We start from the raw sequence: 18,877 nt of genomic DNA, 5'->3' as shown, positions 1-18,877 counted from the left end.
GCTACTTACACAGTAGCCATTTCTGTTTCAAGAATTGCAAATTTAAATGTTTCTACGAAATCATGAGTTGATTTATACCTTCTAGTGCCTTCATGTTGAAGCCCTCTAAAAATTGGTTCAAAGAGTTTGGTGGGCCCAGAAAAGTCTTGTTCGGTAAGTATTCCACTAGGATGTTTTCGATTGATAATAAACCAAAAAATTGCACACATTTGATAAATATCTGAGCATAAGGCAATGTCTTTACGATGCTCATCAATGTCAATGTATCTTGAAAAAGCTTCTGGGGATAACCAATATTTAGGACCAATAGCTTTATTGCCCGATGTAATTTCAGGGCTAGATCCATCAAGCATCGAGCACAAACCGAAATCACTGATGACCCAAGTTGAATTCACCACAAGGATATTTTCTGGTTTCAGGTCCCTATGAACTGCAATCCCATGGATTAGATTTAGTGCTTCGCATAAGCCAAGTATTTGTCCAGAATACTCTGCATAGCTAATACTATTACTACAAATATATTCTTTTAAAGAGCAATCAGCTTTTTCCATCAGAATAAGTAAGGCATCTATTTCTATTTCTTTTGACCGAGTAAGCTTTCTAATTGTAATTCTTTTAAAACCATAAAATTTGATAATATGCTGATGATCTAATTGCCTTAAAAGTTTTAATTCCCCGATTGATCTTTGTGACTCCCTCTTATGAAACTCGGTATGCGTTTCTAACGGAATGAACTTAATTGCATAAGGAGTTCCTGAACCTCGTTCCAAATAACATTCAACTGAACTATTTCCACCCTTACCTAAATGCTCTGAATGCTCAAATGTTGTAGAATTAATTTCATATTGATCTTCAATAAGATAAGCTTGATTGTTGATTTTAATCCTTATCATTATTCGAGACCTTGCAATAAGTCATCAATAAATTCTGACTTTTCCTCAGGGTAGAAACTTGATCTATATTCTAGATAGTCCTCTATACGAAAACATTCTTTATGAATTGTACTTAGATTTGAGGATTGAAATGGACCTTGAATATTCCAAGCAATAGACCACTTTTCATCATCTAAATCAATTTCATCCCCACAATGTACACATGTACTTGCACCTAATGGGCACATTCCACTGTCATGATAAATTGGATCGGCAAAATCATAGAATTCTAAAAATTTTCTTAAAGAGTCGCTTGATCTATATTCTGAAATTATCGCCAAAAATTGAGTTTTTCTCAAAAAAGTACCTGATAGTACAAGTCTTAAAAAATCGAATCTCCATTTTCTTGAGGATGCTGTATTTGCGGAGCTAACGCATCTAATAGCATACTCTTGTAAAATAGTACCCGAACTATCTTCAGAGGGATCAATTTGTTGATTTAAAAATTTAAAATCTTCTTGAAGGGGAGAAATATTTGTATTGTTTAGCGTAAGTCCTTGCTTTACATAAAAATCGATAGCTAATACTAACGAGTAAAAATCGGATTTTTGCTTAAATCTTGATTTTGAAATTAGATTATCAGGAAAAATAAATTCTATTTCTTTAAGAATTTGATTAAATCTACCTTCTAATTCATCTAAATTTTGATCATTATATCTTCTATAAAAATCATCCAAAGTGGCTTTTTTGTCTTGTGGTCCTTCTAAAAGTGCTGCCAACATTTCAGAGATAAATTCAACATCAAGTAATCTACGTCTACTCGAGATAGTAAAAATTTTCCAACTATCTAATATTTCAGAGGCAGCGAGTTTCTCTGATAGCTTATAAAAATTTCCAGGAAATTCTGCTTTTCTTAATTCTTGGCTATTCAGAGGAACAGTATATTTATTTAGCCTCGTATAAATTTCTCTATATTGCTCATCTGTATATCCATAGGCCTCATTACAATCGATTGTATATTGAAGAATATTATCTCTTTCTTCTTCAGGTAATTCTGAAAATCTTTTACCTTCATGAACTCCAATATATGGTTTATCTAAAATATACTTATTATTTACAAATTCTAAGATAGCAGTGATACGTTGTTGCCCATCAATAATTTTTCTGATAGTTCTACCATGTTCGGTAGTATTTTGTATAAAAACCTTTGGTATAGGATATTTTTTTAGGATTGTATCAATCAACATGACTTTAGAGGTTGGATTCCAAACAGCTTTACGTTGAAAATCTGGTTGAATAACAAGTTTTGAATCATCATCCCAGTCTTTAAAGTCACTGATAGTATGATTGGTGGGATTCCATCTTCCAGTCATTTGTTTGATATCCTATTTGAATAAATGTTCTATATTTTTAAAAGTCGTGTTAATTCCAAGGCTTATTCTAATTGATTGATTAGCTGAAATGAAATCTAATCCTATCTCTCTTAGTACATAAGACATTTCAAGATTCATAGATGAGCAAGCTGAACCTTGAGAACATAAAAAATCTGAGTTTGTTACGAAATGTGATGCATCAAAGTTTGGCAAGCGAATATTTAAGATATGTGGGATGTGATGTGCCTCTGGAGAATTAATAATTCCACCAATTTCGTTAATTTTTGCTCGTAGCATATAATTTATTTTATTTACCTCTTCAAAACTATTTTCAATAGTTTGATCTTCTACGGCGGCACCGAATCCTAAAATCAATGGAGTAGCAAGAGTCCCACCTCTTAATCCATATTCTTGGCCAGCTCCATGAATAACAGGTTGGATCCTAGTTTCTCGCAAATCTCTAATGTACAGAGCTCCAATACCTTTAGGACCATAAATTTTATGAGCGGATAAAGAGAGCATATCTATATTTAACTCATCAACATCGATGGGGATTTTTTTATAAGATTGAGCAGCATCTACATGAAATTTGATATCTCTTTCAAAACAAGCTTGACCAATAGCTGCAATAGGTTGGATTGATCCAAGCTCGTTGTTTACATGCATAATACTGACTAGAACTGTATCTTCTCTCATTGCTGAGATTACTTTTTCCACATCAATAATTCCATTTTTTTGCGGAGTAATATATGTGATTTCATATCCATGTTCTTTTTCTAAGAAGTGGCATATGGAGAGAATACATTTATGTTCTATAGATGAGGTGATGATATGCTTTCCCTTCTTTTGATTTGCTAAAACATATCCTTTGATTGCTAAATTATTTGACTCAGATGCTCCACTAGTAAAGATGATTTCACTTTTATACGCACCAATTGATTCAGCAATTATAGCTCGCATATTTTCAATTTTTTCTGCTGAAGATCGACCTAACTTATGTGCAGATGATGGGTTTGAGTATTCTTCTTCAAATGCTCGGAACAATTCATTTTTGACAGAAGGCAGGAGTGGAGTAGATGCTGCAAAATCTAAATAAATCATTTTTGGTCAATAAAAAAGAGATGCTTTTAGCATCTCTTTTTTTTATTATTTATGCAATCATTCTAACCATTTAATTAATTCATCCCAAGCAAGCTCATATAAGCGTTTTGAACGAGTGATAATAAAATCACTTGTCCAAGGTTTAGTCATGTTTCCTAGGGTAACCAAGTTAGGCATATATTTTTGAGCGGCTAGTAGATCCTTGGTCAAGTCACCAAATCTAATGTTATTAATGCTTGCTGCTTCATTTAATACTTTTGCTGCCTCATTAGGATCTTGTGCACCGACAACTTTATAGAAAATACGCTTTTCTGCCCAAACTCTATTTCCTAATGATGAATTTAAATCATGTGAAATTAATACAAGATTACCTAAAGTATCTTTGAGTTCACCATTTTCATAAATTCCTACATCCCATGTGCCATTGTTTGATTGTGGTGCGATATGTTCTAAAGATAGATTTCGGTCATCAATATAACTTTCAATATCTAAGCATGGGTTAGAAGAGGTTCTACCTTTAACTAGTAAGCCTTCATATGCTGAATCTATGACTGCATCATGATGAGCCGCAAGTAATAGGAGTTTTGCAACTTTTTTAGCACTGCTATAAATAGGTAAGTGACTTGAAATTGATACAAAATTATCTTTATCAATTAACTTTCCTTTTCTGTTGGCATCTAGCAGTCTTGACTTGAGTTCTGCTTTGAAAAGATCAATGTTAATAATCTGATCATTCATATAAATCTTTGCGAGCTTAGGTAGCCCTGAAGGCATGTCATCCTTACTTAAAAACTCACGGTATTCGTTATCGATACCACCAGTACCACGACGTGATGCACGCCAGAGCGTACTAAAAGATACCATTGCTTTAAGCGCATCTTCAAAATCTTTGAATCGAGCGCTCTTCTCTTCATCATTCTGAGCATCCAAAATTTGGCTATAAAATAATGTAAGAATAGGGATTACGATTGTGTGATTAATGTCTTTAAAGAACTTGAGACCAAGTTTACTTGTAGATGAAAGTTGCATAGATCCAAAGACTTTAGAAAGATCACTATAAGAGTCCGACTCCCAAATATATTTCTTAAAATTGGCACAATGGCTTAGCATTTTGATAAATGTCAGTTGATTAGCTGTCTCTTCGAAAGCTGTTTTTAGCTCACTACGTTGCTCAGCTAGTCGTCCTGAAATACGTAAGCCAGAGTAGGAGCTAAAGAAATGGATTAGTAATTCTTTTGTGGCTTTTTGAAGTTCTGGTCCAACAGAAAAAACGCAAAGGTATTCAGCAACCTGATCCATTAAAGATTTTTCTTGAGAAGTTTCATAATTTGCTAAACCGACAGCATTAACCACACGAGGTTTAAACGTTTCAAAGGCTGTTAGTGGCTCACCTGTAGTATTAAGTGATTCAAAAATAGTGAAGGCATAATCTTCATTTTTACCTTTTACTACGGTTAGTACTACACGATGTAAGACGTAGCGTGCATAAAACACTAGAATACATAATTTATCGAATAATTCTTTTTCATTTGAAGGCAAATTAAGAATATTAGGAACAGGTGCTAAGTGATTTAATAACCCTTCTTGCAACAAGTCAGAAGCATATATATCGCTGATGTCCGGGATTTCTTCAATTTCATCGAGAGTTGTACTGCGATTACTGATTAAGCTTTTGAAAATTTTCATGAGTTGAGTGAAGCGATCCACAATAGCTTCTTCACCTTCCATACTGTTATTACGTTTTACAGGTTTATATTCAGCGACTTCGTAATCAGCTTTATCAATCTCAGTTATATAGTTAAATATGAGATTGGCAATTGGTGAGTCATATTTACGTGTTGCTGTACCTTTAGACCATTGATCATCAATCGAACGAATCATTCGCGGATATAATGGTGATTTACCGAAAGAATATTTTTCATAAAAAGTTTCAGACAAAGCGGACAGTGCTTCACGAGTCTGTCCATCAAGCCATTCTATTGCTGTAACATGACTTTCTAATTCGCTTAAAGTTGCATCTGAATCAGCTGCACTACTTAATTTTTCATATTCAGCAGAAATGCTTTTGGTTTTTTTCAAAAATTGTTTATGGGCAAGATTTAGAGAGTTGTGCAAGGCAATGCAAACTAGCAGTAGAGTGGTCATACGTTGTTGACCATCAATTACAGTTAAAACTTTGCTAGGTACATCGGCCCTAACAATTGGTTGTACTGTTGAGTTGTTTATGTCATGAATCGTGATAACTGTTCCAAGAAATGTAAAGCTATCATCAGACTTGACCAACATTTTAAAACCATGGCTAATGTCTTCTATTAGTCTACTGACTTTGTCTTTGTCCCAACTATAAGGTCTTTGATATGAAGGAATATATAATCCAAGTCCTCTATCTGCGAGTAACTCCATAGGTGATTTAGATATTGCCTCAAAAATTGTTTTAGGATCTACAGCCATTATTCCCTCTGAAAATAGGTTCTTTTTAGAATTCATCAATCATACAAAGAATATGTTCCTGTTCCAAAAGAAATTTTTATAATTATCAATGAATTTTAATTTTTTAGAGATATTTGTTGATTGCATTACTTTTGACTATGTGAGCTCTTTATGGAAATAACTGGCTATAAGATATACATCTAGAATAGCTAGCTGAAAACTTAATAAATATTGATAAATAGAACTCAACTGATTAGATGTAGAATCTTTTGGTTAGGCGTATAGGTGGGTAATTAGTGGGTAATTTTGCCATAAAGTCTTTAGGTTAAATTATTGTTATTTAATTAAATTTTCAAATCTGTTAAACTGCCACCACCTCAAAAAAAGCTATTATTTAAAAACCGTTCATTTTTTTTGCAAAAATCATCTTGAATTTATATATGAGCCAATGAATAAAAAATAATTATACTTTTTTTGAAGAGTTAATTTTTTATTATATTCCATACTGCAGTTATATTTTCAATCTCAGCACCCTAAGGCACTGAGATTACCTAAAAAATTAAAATGAAGAGCTAGTTATAACTCCACATGTATGGGTATATGTGAGCTTCCTCACAAGAACTATCTTAAATTACATATTTGGATAATTCGGACCACCGCCGCCTTCAGGCGTTACCCAGGTGATATTCTGAGATGGATCTTTGATGTCACAAGTCTTACAGTGAACACAGTTTGCCGCGTTGATTTGGAAACGCTTAGAACCGTCATTTTCTTCCATAATTTCATAAACACCAGCAGGGCAGTAGCGCTGAGCAGGCTCATCCCATTTAGGCAAGTTGACGTTGACTGGAATAGAAGCATCAGTCAGTTTCAAATGAGCAGGCTGGTTTTCTTCATGTACTGTGTTAGATACGAATACGGAAGATAAGCGGTCAAATGTAATCTTGCCATCCGGTTTTGGATAGTTTGGTTTAACATGATTCGCTTCAACAGTTTTCAGTGCACTGTAGTCCGGCTGTAAGTCACGCAGCGTGAACGGCACTTTAAAGATATTTTGATCGATAAAGTTGAATGCGCCGCCGCCGAATGTACCGAACTTGTGCATTGCAGGGCCAAAGTTACGCGCATTGTATAACTCTTCTTTTAACCAGCTGCTGTTAAATTTCTCAGTGTATGCCGTTACTTCTTTCGCGAAGAAGTCTTCACCTTCAGTGACACGAGCAATCGCAAGATCACCGCCTTTTTCTACACCGGCAGCAATCGCTTCAAATACAGCTTCACCGCACAGCATGCCAGATTTCATGGCAGTGTGAGAGCCTTTGATTTTGGCAAAGTTCAAGAAGCCAGCGTCATCACCAATCAGCGAGCCGCCTGGGAATGTGAATTTAGGAAGCGAGTTGAAACCGCCCTTCACAACAGCACGCGCGCCATAAGAAATACGCTTGCCACCTTCAAGGAATTGTTTAATCAGCGGGTGTGTTTTCCAGCGCTGCATTTCCATGAATGGGTACATGTGCGGGTTGGTGTATGACAAGTCAACGATCATACCCAAAGTCACTTGGTTGTTTTCTGCGTGGTATAACCACCAGCCGCCTGAAGAACCTGTTTCAGTTAAAGGCCAGCCAGCACCGTGCATTACCGTACCTGCTTTGTGTTTTGCAGGGTCGATTTCCCACAGCTCTTTAATACCAATACCGTAGTGCTGCGGATCAGCATCTTTATCTAAATCAAATTTAGAAATAAGGCGTTTGCCTAGGTGACCACGGCAGCCTTCAGCAAATAAAGTGTATTTCGCGTGAAGTTCATAGCCAGGGGTAAAGTTGTGCGTCGGTTCGCCATCTTTGCCAATGCCCATGTCGCCAGTTTGAATACCTTTCACCGTACCGTCTTCATGGTAAAGGATTTCTGAAGCAGCAAAGCCTGGGAAAATAGACACTTCTAATTCTTCAGCTTTCGCGCCTAACCAGCGAACCACGTTGCCCAATGAAATCACATAGTTGCCTTCATTGTGCATGGTTTTTGGCACCATCCAATGCGGCATTTCTTGCGATTTTTCATCAGACAATAAGAAATAGGTTTTGTCTTCAGTAACAGGCACATTTAAAGGAGCGCCTTGTTCTTTCCAGTCAGGGAAGAGTTCATTCATCGCGCGCGGTTCAAGCACAGCGCCAGACAGAATATGCGCACCTACTTCGGAGCCCTTTTCCACGACACAAACGGACAAATCGTTCAGGTTATTTTCAATTGCAAGTTGACGGATTTTAATCGCTGCAGAAAGACCCGCAGGGCCTGCACCAACGATTACTACGTCAAACTCCATCGATTCACGTGTAATATCTTCCATGATTTTTACTCTGTGGATTATTTCATAAAATTGGGGTGAGAAATTTCAGCTTAAATTTAAAAAACTCGCTTGCTGGCCTAAGCAAGCGAGATAAAAAATTAAATAATGCCTTCAACTGATAAGGATTGAATATATTCTGGACTAAACGCCAATTCCTTTAAAATACTGTGGGTATGCTGACCTAAGCTAGGTATGCCTTTTACAGTAAAGTCCTCAGTATTAGATAAACCGACTGGTTTTAAGGTTGGGATTTTTCCAACAGGGGAATCGACCTCAATCCAACGCTGGCGTGCCTGAAGCTGTGGATGCTGCCATAGGTCTTGAACTTGATTGACACGTGCATTGGCAATATTTGCGCTTTCTAAACGCTGCATAATTTCAGCTTGTGACCACTGGCTGAACTTTTGTTCGATCATATGACACAATGTATGTCTGTTTTGCGAGCGCAGTGTATTGGTGTGGAATCTTGCATCGAGATAAAGTTCAGGAGCTTCTAGTACCATTTCACAAAAGGCTTGCCATTCACGATCATTTTGCACACCTAAAATGACTTGCTTTTGATCGCCTGTTGGGAATGGCCCATAAGGGTAAATGGTGGCATGTGAAGCGCCGCTCCGAGGTGGTGAGGACTCACCATTTAGAGTGTAATACAGCGGGTATCCCATCCATTCTGTCATGCTTTCCAGCATAGAGACATCAATGCGTTTACCTTTGCCTGTTTTACCGCGCTCAATCAGCGCAGCCAGAATATTACTGTAGGCATACATGCCAGCAGAAATATCTGCGATGGAACATCCTGCTTTAACACTTTCCTCATCCGTGCCAGTAATAGAGAGAAAGCCGGACTCACTCTGAATCAGCAAGTCATACGCTTTTTTGTCGCGGTATGGCCCAGGATGATTAAGATCATCGCCATATCCAGAAATGTCGCAGACAATAATTCTAGGATTAATTTCAGCGAGCTCTTCGTATGAAAAGCCTAAGCGTGATGCCGCACCAGGCGCTAAGTTTTGTACTAAAACATCCGCTTTTAATAAAAGTTGTTTGACTACAGCTTTTGCTTGTTCAGTTTTTAAATCTAACGTCAGGCTTTCTTTTGAACGGTTTGTCCAAACAAAATGCGAGGACATGCCATCGACGCGTTCATCGTACTTTCGGGCAAAGTCACCAACATGTGGGCGTTCAATTTTGATGACACGTGCCCCAAGGTCTGCGAGTTGCCTTGTACAAAATGGCGCAGCAATCGCATGTTCTAAAGAGACTACAGTGATTCCATCTAAAGCTGGCATGTTAACCCTCGTGATATTGTACAGAGCCTTTCATTGCAATTTGCCCGTCAGATTTTTCAATCCATAATTCAGCGTGGTTGAGCTGTACATCACCGCAAATTGAAAATGTATTGAAATCATATACAGGATTAACAGCTTTGAATTCGAAGCGCGAAATTTTTTTATCGCTATGTTCTTGTTTAAATGTATGCAGCAGCAATGTTGCTAAAAGTGGGCCGTGAACGACGAGGCCCGGGTAGCCTTCTATTTCCATCGCATACGGACGATCATAATGGATTTTATGACTATTGAAGGTTAAAGCAGAATACCGGAATAACGTAGTGGTATTCACTGAAAAACTTTTTTGGTATGTATATGGCTTTTCTGTGACCGCAATTGGCGCAGCAGCTTTAAGCGTTTGTGGCTGATTAGATGCAGCGCGATAAACGATATCCTGCTCTTCAACAATGGCTAAAATATCATTGGAAAATATAGAGTGCTTTACTGTAACGAAGTACATATCGCCGCTTTTGCCAGATTTAAACTGAATTTTAATAATTTCAGATTCTTTACGGACGTTGGTATTGAGTAGTACAGGTTCAATAAATTCAATGCGGCTGCCTGCCCACATACGTTTAGGAAAAGGAATTGGGGGTAAGAATCCGCCTTTTTGAGGATGTCCATCTTCAGCGAGGTTTTCTGAATTTACAATTGGCAAGAAGTAAAACCATTGATATAAGTGCGGTAACTCACTGATTTTATTTTCAGTCTGATTTAGCAACGCTTGCATCATTGATACTGAGCGCGGATGTGTAAAATCATTTAAAACTTCTTTTTTGCCAATCCAAGCATCAAAATTTTCCATATTTTTATCCCTATATTCCTTTATTCATTCCTTAAGATGCACGGTCTATAATTTTTTGTGCTTGCAAAATAACTGGCAGATCAATCATTTTTCCATTCAAACTGACCGCTTGTCCTTTTGCGTCTGCAACGGCTTGCATGATTTGGTTCGCCCAAGTAATTTCCTGAGCGCTTGGATTAAACGTTTGATTGACAAGATTGACTTGGTTGGGGTGAATACACAATTTGCCAGCGAAACCTAAATTTTTAGCTTGCTGTGTTTCTAATTGAATTAAATCTTCATCTTTAAAATCAACTGTCACGCCATCCACGGGTGCTTGAATCTTCGCAAGTTGAGAAGCTAACACTATTTCATTTCTAAACGACAGCAGTTCTAAATAACCGCCATTCATATTCATCTCAAGCTGGAAATCAATCGTGCCAAACATCAACGCAATGACATGCTTGGTGCAAGCAATTTGTCTGACATTTGCGAAACCTTGAGGTGTTTCAATCAGTGGAAAAATACCAATATCACGAATTTTTAGCACAGCTTCAATTTCTGCACTAGTTTCAGCTTTAGGCAGCACAATTGCGCTTACATTGGGAAATTTCGCTAATTCGATATCTGCCAAGAACCATTCAGTTTGGCTTGAGTTTACACGGATCATCACTTGATGTTCAGGATGGTCTTGCAGCCAAGCAGCAAGGGCATCACGTGAAGACTGCTTTAGATCGAATGGAACGGCATCTTCTAAATCGATGATCACAGCATCGGCATCGGTATTGAGCGCTTTTTCGAAGCGCTCAATACGATTGGCTGGAACAAAGAGATAAGAACGTGCTGATTTCATCACTTTATTCATCGGTTTGCCTAATTAGAATGAACGTGGAAGACCAAGTAAGTGTTCAGCAACAAAGCTGTAAATCAAGTTGGTTGAAATAGGTGCCACTTGATATAAGCGTGTTTCACGGAATTTACGTTCGATATCATATTCATTGGCAAAACCAAAACCGCCATGGAATTGCAGGCAGTTGTTCGCCGCTTCCCAGCTCGATTTCGCTGCCAGATACTTCGCCATATTGGCTTCTGCACCGCATTTTTCGCCGCGGTCAAACATTTCACATGCACGGAAACGCATTAGGTTCGCTGCTTCAATTTCAATGAAGTTCTCTGCCAATGGGAACTGTACACCTTGGTTCTGACCAATTGGGCGACCAAAAACTACGCGGTCTTTTACATATTGTGTAGCACGGTCCATAAACCAGTAACCATCGCCAATACATTCTGCAGCAATCAAAGTACGTTCAGCATTCAAGCCATCTAAAATATATTTAAAGCCTTTGCCTTCTTCACCAATTAGGTTTTCTTCAGGAATTTCTAAATTATCAAAGAAAATTTCGTTGGTTTCATGGTTAACCATATTTGGAATAGGACGGACGATCATGCCATTTTTTTCAGCTTCACGTAAATCCACCATGAAAATAGACATACCTTCTGATTTTTTCGTAACTTCAGAAAGTGGCGTTGTACGTGCAAGCAGAATCATCCAATCACTGTGCTGTACACGAGAGATAAAAACTTTTTGTCCATTTACAACATAGCGGTCGCCTTTTTTCACCGCAGTGGTTTTAATTTTGGTGGTGTCTGTACCTGTTGTAGGCTCAGTTACACCCATGGTTTGCAAGCGCCATTCACCTGTTGCAATTTTAGGTAAATACAATTCTTTTTGTGCTTTAGAGCCATGGCGCAATAATGTGCCCATGTTATACATTTGACCATGGCATGATCCGGCATTGCCGCCGCTGCGGTTGACTTCTTCCATAATAATAGAGGCTTCAGTCAAGCCTAGGCCGGAACCGCCATATTCTTCAGGAATCATGGCCGCCATCCAGCCAGCTTTAGTCAATGCATCAACGAATTCTTCTGGGTAGGCACGTTCTTCATCAATTTTACGATGATATTCTGCTGGAAATTCTGCACATAAAGCGCGGACTGCTTCGCGGATTTCTTGGTAATTATTGATTGTGCTTTTCATTTGATGTCCTTATCGAAACAGGTTTTTAGTAACTTGTAATGATCATATATTGTTATTATTAGAATAATAAAATAGAATATTTTGATAGTCATTATGCTAAAAGAATATTGAAATGGACATCAAACAATTACGATCTTTTATAACAATTTCAGAGACTAAGAATATTACTAAAGCAGCAGCTTTATTAAATATTGTACAGCCTGCAGTTTCACGGCAAATTCATTTGCTTGAGGATGAGCTTGGTGTCGAATTGTTTGAACGCGGTCGTCATGGCATGCACTTAACCAATGAAGGAAAAATTTTGGAAGTGTATGCAAGACGAGTTCTAAAGGAAATTGAAACTGCAAAAATCGAATTAACGTCATCCGATGGTGCGTTGAAAGGGACGGTCAACGTCGGAATTTTAGCAAGCCTGAGTGAAGCCTTATCTGTATCTCTAATGCGGGTAATTAAAGAGAAATATCCCTTTGTAAATTTAAAAATTACAGTAGGTTATTCAGGACATTTAAAAGAATGGCTAGAAAGCGGTGAGATTGATGTTGCTTTAATTTATGGATCAGTTTCATCTAAGTTTTTAGATTTACAGCCGCTTGTACGTGAGCAGTTGTGGCTGATAGGTGCTTTCGATTCTAAGCTGAATGAACTTGAAGAAGTTGAACTGAAGCAGATGTCTGCTTTTGAATTAATTTTGCCATACACACCGCATCGCTTGCGTACACTGATTGAGCAGGGATTTCATAAGGCTAAATATGAACTCAAGATCAGTGCAGAAGTGAATGATCTCAATGTACAAAAACAATTGGTAAAAGAGGGTTTTGGTTTTACAATTTTACCGCTGGTTTCTATCAAAACGGAATTAGAGCAAAAGACCCTGCAAGCCTCAATTATTAACCATCCTGATTTTATGCGTGAAATTGGCTTGGCCTTGCCGAATACGCGTCATATTTCTAAATTGGTGCATACCATTGCCAATGAAATTATTGTGAGCTCAAAAAAAGCTGTACGTTCTGGTACATGGCTCGGCTGTGAATGGATCGGCCAAGAATAAAAAAATGCTCCCAAAGGAGCATTTTTTTTGAGTATCAAACTTACGCTGTTTTATTTGCAGTGACAGCCGCATTTGAATTGCTGTCATTTGCATCTAAATTTTTGGTATCTGATTGAGGGTCATACATTTTTTCTTTAATAAACAGTGTTGGCAAGGCACATATTAAATATGCAACGCCCATGACTAAGAAACCTAAACCAATAGAGCCTTCTGTTGCAATGAAGCCAATGGTTGCAGGGGCAATAGTCGAACCGATACGTCCAACATTATGTGCGGTACCAATGGCAGTTCCACGTACATTGGTCGGGAAACTCTCAGACATATAGGTGGTATATACACCCAACGGCATGCCATATAAGAAACCAAAGATCACAAGTAAGTACAGAATATTGCTGGCATTATGGAACATTACAATAATGATTAAGAAAATTGCAGTCGAAATCGCACCGAACATGAAGGTGAACTTACGTCCGAGTTTATCACCCATCACACCAGCTAAAATCTTACCGCCAATCATTGCTGTATAGCTGCCGATCAAATAGTTGGTCATAGACTTGAAGTTCATGCCCAATTCTTGCTCTAGGTACAACGGCATCCAGTTATTTACACCATAATAACCAAACTGCATGAAGCCAGCGACAATCATCCAAAACACCAGTGTTCTGAAAATTAATTTATCTTCAACCAATGCTTTAAATACTGAGCGGTCAGTTTTGACCATCTTAGCTTCATTTTGAGTACGATTGAGTCGTGCATTTTTCCAAGCTTCTGATTCTTTGACAAAAAATGGCATAAGAACACCAATAATTGCGGCTGAACCACTCACCATGAATAGCATACGCCAGCCATGTTCTGGAATAATCGCACCGGCAAGTAATGAGGCTACAATATAGCCAAATGTCCAGCCGGTAAAAATTGTCGCAATAATCGTTGTACGATATTTTGTAGGCACAAGTTCAGACATCAAACCTGCACATACCATATAAACCGCGCCTAAGCCTAAAGCAGATAGAAAACGCACCGCAGCAAATTGATAAACGTCTGTAACAAAACCTAAAAGTGCAGTCAAGATTGAGAATTTAATGATACTCAAGGAAATAATACGAACACGGCCGAATTTATCGCTCGCCCAACCGCCAAAAATACCTCCGATGGCCATACCGGCAAGAGTTACACTGCCTAGCATTCCAGCTTGAAATGATGACAAGCCAAATTCTGCTTTTAAACTAGAGAGGCTATAAGAGAGGAGAAGCATATCTGCGCCATCGACTAAAAGAACCAAAAAGCAGAATATAAAAGCTGCAATCCACTTTTGCTTAGGCGGTGAACTGACTACATTTGCTGCTTGCATATAATTCATCCTTAAATGTTTTTTATATTTAATAGCCTGCTATGTTTTTTAAGATGTGAACATCTTATTTTATGGGTTTTATTATGCTGAATATGAAATTCAGTTAATAAATAGATAGCATGATTGACTATAATTAAAATATAGTTGCGAAAGTTATTTAAATGGGTAAATTAATTTATCGATCCTGATTCAATTAATTTATTTGGATTATTAAGTGTGTCTGAAAAAATAGACAACCTAAAGATCTATATTTAATATAACGATGCTTTATTTGAATTTAAATAGATATAAATATGTTATGTTTTGATCTATTTAATGCTGAAAATTGATTGCTATTTAAACAAAAAACCATCACTGAAAGTGATGGTTTTTTACGTCGTATTTAGACTTTTTCAAATAAGGCAGCAATGCCTTGCCCGCCGCCGATGCACATGGTTTCTAAGCCATACTTTGCATCTCTGCGCTGCATTTCATGTAAAAGCGTCGTCATAATACGGATGCCCGTTGCGCCAATAGGATGACCGAGTGAAATCCCGGAACCATTGACATTGACACGTGAGTAGTCGTGTATATCTAATGCTTTTAACACTGCCAACGCTTGAGCAGCAAAGGCTTCATTCACTTCAAGCAAGTCAATTTCATCTAAGCTGATATTGTGTTTTGACAGCAATTTTTGTACTGCTGGTACAGGACCAATACCCATGCGGCTGGGTTCACAACCAACTGCAGTCCAACCTACAATTTTAGCCAATGGTTTCAAACCATGTTTTTCTGCATATTCTGTGCTGACCACTAAACATCCTGCAGCCGCATCATTTTGCTGACTCGAATTTCCTGCGGTGGTCACACCATTTTCACGCAGATTACGAAGTTTAGCTAAACCTTCTGCTGTTGTATCAGCTCGAATTCCTTCGTCACGGAGTACCACTGTTGTTTGTTTTTTAGTTTTAACTTCAACAGGAATAACTTCATCTGCAAACAAACCATTATTCCATGCAGCATCTGCTCTTTGATGACTCAGTGCGGCAAATGCATCACATTCTTCACGACTGATATTGTAATCATGTGCTAAATTATCTGCAGTTTCGGGCATGCCTGAAATATAGCCGAAACGCTCCACAGGTTGTGAACGTTCACGGCCACGCTCAAGGCGGTCATAAAAAGTCACATTACCTGCGCGTGAGCCCCAGCGCATACTGGTCGAGTAATATTCAATATTACTCATGCTTTCTACACCCAGAACAAGAACAGATTCTGCTTGGCCGGTTTGAATATTCATTGCAGCATTCATCAAGGCTTGTAGACCTGAACCACAGCGGCGGTCAAGTGTGTAGCCTGGAACCTCAATTGGAAGATTGGCTGCTAAAGCGGCATAGCGACCCAGGCAGGGTGCTTCACTGGATGCATAAGATTGTGAGGCAATCACCTCATCAATCGTCGATGGATCAATTTGAGTTTTTTCTAGAACTGCTTCAATCACTTTCACGGCAAGATCTACAGCAGATAAGGATGCTAGACTACCGCCAAATTTACCAATAGGCGTGCGGATTGGGCTGACAATATATGCTTCTTTCATCATTAACTCCATTTAAAGATAAATCGTATTTTGTGCATCTGATTTCAACTGTGCTCTGTACTCAGGTGCTGCAATCTCAATCATTTTTTCTACACGCTGTTTAATGGACAAGCCACGTAAATCGGCAATACCAAACTCAGTAACAATAATGCCAATGTCACATCGGGGCGTTGAAACAGGGCCGTTTAATTGAGAGACAATGCGTGAAAAATTTTTACCTGCTGCAGGCAATGCAATGATGGAACAGCCATTTTTTGCCTGATTTGCCGCGCGAATGAAATCTAATGCGCCGCCAATTGCACCGACATAGACGTTATTTGCAACTTCAGCATTAACTTGCCCAGTCAGATCAACTTCAATTGCTGAATTCACTGCGATTAAGTTGTGAATTTTAGTCAGAACGCTGGCACTGTGCGTATACGATGTAGGCCTCAATTGAATATTCGGGTTGAGGTGTACCAGCTGCTGCAATGCGTCCGAGCCGTTCACTAAGCCAGTAATTGTGATACCGGTATCAATGGGTTTCTCGGCATTGTTAATCACGCCAATTTTGGTCAGTTCACCAACACCATCACTAATAATGCCGCTATGAATACCTAAATTTTTGTGCTGATTTAAGGCATTTAAAACGGCTTCAGGCAGGGTGCCGATGCCAATTTGTAAGGTTGAACCGTTTGGAATTAATGAGGCAACATTCTCTGCAATTTGCAGATTAACCAGTGAATGTTCATTATTTATTTCAGCACTATGTTTATAATTGGATGCTAAGTAATAATCGAAATTTTCTTCTGTTAAATATGTTTCTGAATGCGTCCAAGGAATATCTGAATTAATTTGTGCAATAATGATTTTAGACTTAGGGATTAAATCTGAAATATAATCTTGACCATGTCCAAAACTATATTGTCCTAACTCATTGGGTGCGGAAACCTGTATTAATAAAATATCAGGAGATATATTTTCTGCTAGCATTGAATAATGTAAAGGCAGAATATCTAAATGATGATTTTTTGCCAAATTACGATTACTTCCAGCACCGCAATAACTTGAGAAATCGATTTTTTCAGCATGTGCTGGCTGACATGTGGCGTAGTTACTGATACCTAAAAAAACACGGAATTTTGGCAGCTCAGGTAACTTTTGCATTAAATCCTGAGTTAAAGAAATAGGTTCAGCCTGAGCTTGCCCCCAAACAATTAAGTCGTTTTCTTTAATGATGTTTTTCCAGTCGACACTTTTTACTTTGTTCATCATATTCATTCATTTATACATAAGAACAAAAAAGGGCTCGTCCTGTTGAGCCCCATTATTTTTTAAGATGCTTCGCGAATCATGTTGCGGGCAATAATGATTTGCTGAATTTGTGTTGTACCTTCATATAAACGGAATAAGCGGACATCACGGTAAAAGCGCTCAATAGGGTATTCGCTGATATAGCCCGAACCACCTAAAATTTGTACACCACGGTCTGCGACTCGGCCGCACATTTCAGTGGCAAACATTTTTGCACAAGAAGATTCTGTGCTGACATTTTGTCCTGCATCGCGTTTTCTAGCTGCATCTAAAACCATACATTTTGATGCATAAATTTCAGCTTTTGAGTCTGCAAGCATGGCTTGAATCAGTTGGAAATTAGCAATTGGCTCACCAAATTGGGTACGTTCCATTGCATAGCGTAAAGAGTCTTCGAGGATACGTGTTGCTGCGCCCGCACTGAGTGCTGCAATATGCAGGCGACCTTTGTCGAGTACTTTCATGGCTGTTTTAAAACCAACACCTTCAACACCACCAATGAGGCTTGATGCAGGAATACGGCAGTTTTCAAAAATAACATCACAGGTATGTGCGCCCTTTTGCCCCATTTTTTTATCACGTTTGCCCAGTGAAATGCCTGGTAATTTACTGTCAATAATGAAAGCAGAAATACCGCCTGCACCTTTAATATCTGGATTGGTACGTGCCATTACTGTAAAGACACCTGCATGCGGGGCATTGGTAATAAAACGCTTCGTACCATTTAAAATATATTCATCACCATCTTTTACTGCTGTTGTTTTTAATGAAGCAGCATCGGAACCTGAGTTAGGTTCAGTCAAACAGAAAGAACCAATGATTTCACCTGAAGCAAATTTAGGTAAATATTGCTGTTTTTGTTCTTCTGTACCATCAATAATTAAACCCGCTGCACCAATACCGTTATTGGTGCCAATATATGAGCGGAAGGCTGGGGATGTACGGCCAAGCTCAAATGCAATGATGACTTCCTCTTCCATTGTTAAGCCAAGACCTTCATATTGATCAGGAATGGTTAAACCAAATAGACCTAACTCTTTCATTTGCTGAACGACATGCGGCGGCATTTCATCTGTTTCAGCCATTAATTCTTCATTCGGAATGAGTACGCCATCAACGAATTGACGAATTGTATCTACCAATTGATCTAATGTTTCTTGATCGCGAATCATGACAGTGGCTCCTTGTGTCATTTATGAACTGTTCTCATCTGAACAGCCTTTCAATTTTGTTTAATTATTTGTCAATTTATACAGTGTCGTTGGCTACACTTCAATCAGATTTTAAGATTACACAGTGAATTTTATATGTTAATTTTTGATCAAAATAATCAAAAATT

13 protein-coding genes and 1 pseudogene are annotated in these 18,877 nt (G+C 38.2%); 1 reads left to right on the top strand and 13 read right to left on the bottom strand.

The window, feature by feature from the left end; genetic code table 11:
* Positions 1 to 5: 5 nt before the first annotated feature.
* The 9 genes from MST18_RS11880 to MST18_RS11840 all read right to left on the bottom strand — a co-directional run bounded on the left by MST18_RS11880 (position 6) and on the right by MST18_RS11840 (position 12,270).
* Positions 6 to 893 (bottom strand): protein kinase family protein, encoded by an 888-nt coding sequence (locus tag MST18_RS11880; RefSeq protein ID WP_180063905.1) that lies wholly within the window; start codon positions 891 to 893, stop codon positions 6 to 8.
* A complete protein-coding gene (locus tag MST18_RS11875; protein WP_180063906.1) occupies positions 893 to 2,245 on the bottom strand; it encodes a DUF262 domain-containing protein in 1,353 nt (450 codons plus the stop codon). Before MST18_RS11875 ends, MST18_RS11880 begins: the two co-directional genes overlap by 1 nt.
* Before the next feature lie 12 nt (positions 2,246 to 2,257).
* On the bottom strand, positions 2,258 to 3,346 hold the full coding sequence (locus tag MST18_RS11870; protein ID WP_180063907.1) for a cysteine desulfurase family protein: 1,089 nt from the start codon (positions 3,344 to 3,346) through the stop codon (positions 2,258 to 2,260).
* A gap of 57 nt (positions 3,347 to 3,403) precedes the next feature.
* Positions 3,404 to 5,797: a DUF262 domain-containing protein gene (locus MST18_RS11865; RefSeq protein WP_180063908.1), complete on the bottom strand. Its 2,394-nt coding sequence runs from the start codon at positions 5,795 to 5,797 to the stop codon at positions 3,404 to 3,406.
* A gap of 610 nt (positions 5,798 to 6,407) precedes the next feature.
* A complete protein-coding gene (locus tag MST18_RS11860) occupies positions 6,408 to 8,120 on the bottom strand; it encodes an electron transfer flavoprotein-ubiquinone oxidoreductase (RefSeq protein ID WP_180010054.1) in 1,713 nt (570 codons plus the stop codon).
* A 98-nt stretch (positions 8,121 to 8,218) separates the two neighbouring features.
* Complete coding sequence (locus MST18_RS11855; RefSeq protein ID WP_180010055.1) at positions 8,219 to 9,409, bottom strand: CaiB/BaiF CoA-transferase family protein; 1,191 nt, start codon at positions 9,407 to 9,409, stop codon at positions 8,219 to 8,221.
* A 1-nt stretch (position 9,410) separates the two neighbouring features.
* A complete protein-coding gene (locus MST18_RS11850) occupies positions 9,411 to 10,253 on the bottom strand; it encodes a hypothetical protein (protein WP_180010056.1) in 843 nt (280 codons plus the stop codon).
* A 31-nt stretch (positions 10,254 to 10,284) separates the two neighbouring features.
* Positions 10,285 to 11,097, bottom strand: a complete 813-nt coding sequence (locus MST18_RS11845) for a CoA ester lyase (RefSeq protein ID WP_257227540.1) — start codon at positions 11,095 to 11,097, stop codon at positions 10,285 to 10,287.
* 12 nt (positions 11,098 to 11,109) lie between these two features.
* Positions 11,110 to 12,270 (bottom strand): acyl-CoA dehydrogenase family protein, encoded by a 1,161-nt coding sequence (locus MST18_RS11840; RefSeq protein WP_180010057.1) that lies wholly within the window; start codon positions 12,268 to 12,270, stop codon positions 11,110 to 11,112.
* A gap of 112 nt (positions 12,271 to 12,382) precedes the next feature.
* On the opposite strand from MST18_RS11840, the gene MST18_RS11835 reads away from it, so the two are divergent.
* Positions 12,383 to 13,318: a LysR family transcriptional regulator gene (locus MST18_RS11835; protein WP_180010058.1), complete on the top strand. Its 936-nt coding sequence runs from the start codon at positions 12,383 to 12,385 to the stop codon at positions 13,316 to 13,318.
* A 112-nt stretch (positions 13,319 to 13,430) separates the two neighbouring features.
* Here MST18_RS11835 and MST18_RS11830 read toward each other — a convergent pair.
* The 4 genes and pseudogenes from MST18_RS11830 to MST18_RS11810 all read right to left on the bottom strand — a co-directional run.
* Positions 13,431 to 14,669 (bottom strand): annotated as a pseudogene (locus tag MST18_RS11830) (MFS transporter); the annotation flags it as partial.
* Between the two features lie 382 nt (positions 14,670 to 15,051).
* Positions 15,052 to 16,245, bottom strand: coding sequence for an acetyl-CoA C-acetyltransferase (locus MST18_RS11825; RefSeq protein ID WP_180010060.1), 1,194 nt, complete (start codon positions 16,243 to 16,245; stop codon positions 15,052 to 15,054).
* Positions 16,246 to 16,257: 12 nt separating this feature from the next.
* On the bottom strand, positions 16,258 to 17,499 hold the full coding sequence (locus MST18_RS16670; RefSeq protein WP_368856479.1) for an acetyl-CoA hydrolase/transferase family protein: 1,242 nt from the start codon (positions 17,497 to 17,499) through the stop codon (positions 16,258 to 16,260).
* Between the two features lie 59 nt (positions 17,500 to 17,558).
* Complete coding sequence (locus MST18_RS11810; protein ID WP_180010062.1) at positions 17,559 to 18,710, bottom strand: acyl-CoA dehydrogenase family protein; 1,152 nt, start codon at positions 18,708 to 18,710, stop codon at positions 17,559 to 17,561.
* Positions 18,711 to 18,877: the final 167 nt, after the last annotated feature.

Origin of the sequence: Acinetobacter sp. YH12068_T (assembly GCF_024606005.1) — a bacterium.
GTDB classification, from domain to species: domain Bacteria; phylum Pseudomonadota; class Gammaproteobacteria; order Pseudomonadales; family Moraxellaceae; genus Acinetobacter; species Acinetobacter amyesii.
The sequence above is the reverse complement of the archived record's forward strand: the minus strand, read 5'-3'. Positions and strand labels throughout refer to the sequence as shown.